The 1523-nt window shown below is 67.7% G+C and carries 1 protein-coding gene; it reads right to left on the bottom strand.

Translation table 11 applies throughout. The annotated features are described in order from the left end of the window. Positions 1 to 68: 68 nt before the first annotated feature. Positions 69 to 1394 carry an IS701 family transposase gene (locus Mth01_RS29265; RefSeq protein WP_456154387.1) on the bottom strand — a complete coding sequence of 442 codons (1326 nt, stop codon included), beginning with the start codon at positions 1392 to 1394 and terminating at the stop codon, positions 69 to 71. Positions 1395 to 1523: the final 129 nt, after the last annotated feature.

A 1523-nucleotide genomic window follows, 5' to 3' on the forward strand; every position in this document is an offset into this window, starting at 1 on the left:
TACGACAGCCGTACTTTGTGATCTGGTCCTCCGCTTCCACGAGCAGCATCTGATGCTGTGAGCTGGGGTTATGCCGCTGCGAGGCGTTTGCGGTGGTGGTACCAGCGGGCGCGGGCCTGGTGGCGGCGTCGCCACTCGCTCCAGCGCAGTTCGAACTCGCGTCGCAGGGCGGCCATCCGTGGTGTCACGACGGTGCTGACCTGGGTGAACACGGTGAGCAGGCGGCGAATCTCGGGCACGGTCAGCGCGATGAGCCCGTAGTCGTCGGGTGGGGCGTCGGTGCTGGTCCGTGGCACGACGGGGGCGGGGTGGCTGCGACGCTCGACCGCGACGACGACGGCCAGGACCGCGAGCGCGGCCATCGCCAAGATGACGTGCCGCCGCCAGGAGCGGTACCGGCGGACCTGGGTGTGGTCGAGGCCGACCTGCCCCTTGGACTGCTGGAAATCCTCCTCCACCGCCCACCGGACTCCTGCGATCTTGGCCAGGATCGGTAACGTCAACGGGCGGCCCTCGGGCACGTGGCAGTAGAAGAACGCCAGCTCAGAAGGCTTGCTGACCGAACGCCGGATCAACAGCACATGGCGGGGGCTGCTCGTGGCGACCATTGCCCAGTCATAGACGCGCGGCCCCTTGGATCCCGCGCCGCACGAGCGCCGCTCCCACGCCTGAGCGGGGATGAGTTTGGCCAGGTAGTCGGCGCGGTGCGGGCCGGCCGCCGTGGGCACGCGGAAGTCGACACCGACCGCCAGCACATACCCGGCCTGCCGCTGTTCCAGGAAGGCACGCAGCTTGGGGTCGCGGCCGTACACCTCATCGCCTGCCACCCAGGACAGTTGCACACCCGCGGCTAGTACGCGGGCCGCGATCCGCTGCGCGAGCTGGGGTTTCGTCGCGAAGGCCCAGTCGTCGGGCAGGCCCATCGCCTCCCGCGTCGCCGGTTGGCCGGCGTACGTGCGCTGCACGTACAGTTCGGTGTCGATCAGGGCGTGGCCGTGAGGGCTGGCGTAGGTGGCGTAGACGGCGACGATGCAGTTGGTGACCTTGCCGGCGGTGCCGGTGTATTGGCGACCGACTCCGCAGGTGGCGGTGCCTTTCTTCTCCTGGCCGGTCTCGTCGAGAACCAGTACCGCATCGGGGTCTGCCAGGTGGTCGATCACGTAGCGGCGGACCGCGTCGCGGACGGCGTCCTCGTCCCACACGGCGCGTGCCAGCAGCCGCTGCATCACGTCCGGCGTCTCGTATCCGGCGTGTTTGCCCAGGTCCCAGCAGGTTTTACGGGGGATCTCCGACAGCAGGCCGCGTAGGTAGCCGGTCGCGGCCTTGCGGGTTTCGACCCGTCCGAATGTGCCCGCGATCGCGCTGGTCAGCTCGGTGAACTTCCGTTCCAGCAGTTCGGGGTCTACGATTGCGGCTGCGGCCGTCTCTTGATCATGGTTTGTCACAAGATCTTGATCTTAGAGGCGGCCGTTCGCATGCGCGATATCACTCAGCGTGAACGATCTCGAACTACTGCTGTCGTA

Origin of the sequence: Sphaerimonospora thailandensis, from assembly GCF_016863115.1 — a bacterium.
GTDB lineage: Bacteria > Actinomycetota > Actinomycetes > Streptosporangiales > Streptosporangiaceae > Sphaerimonospora > Sphaerimonospora cavernae.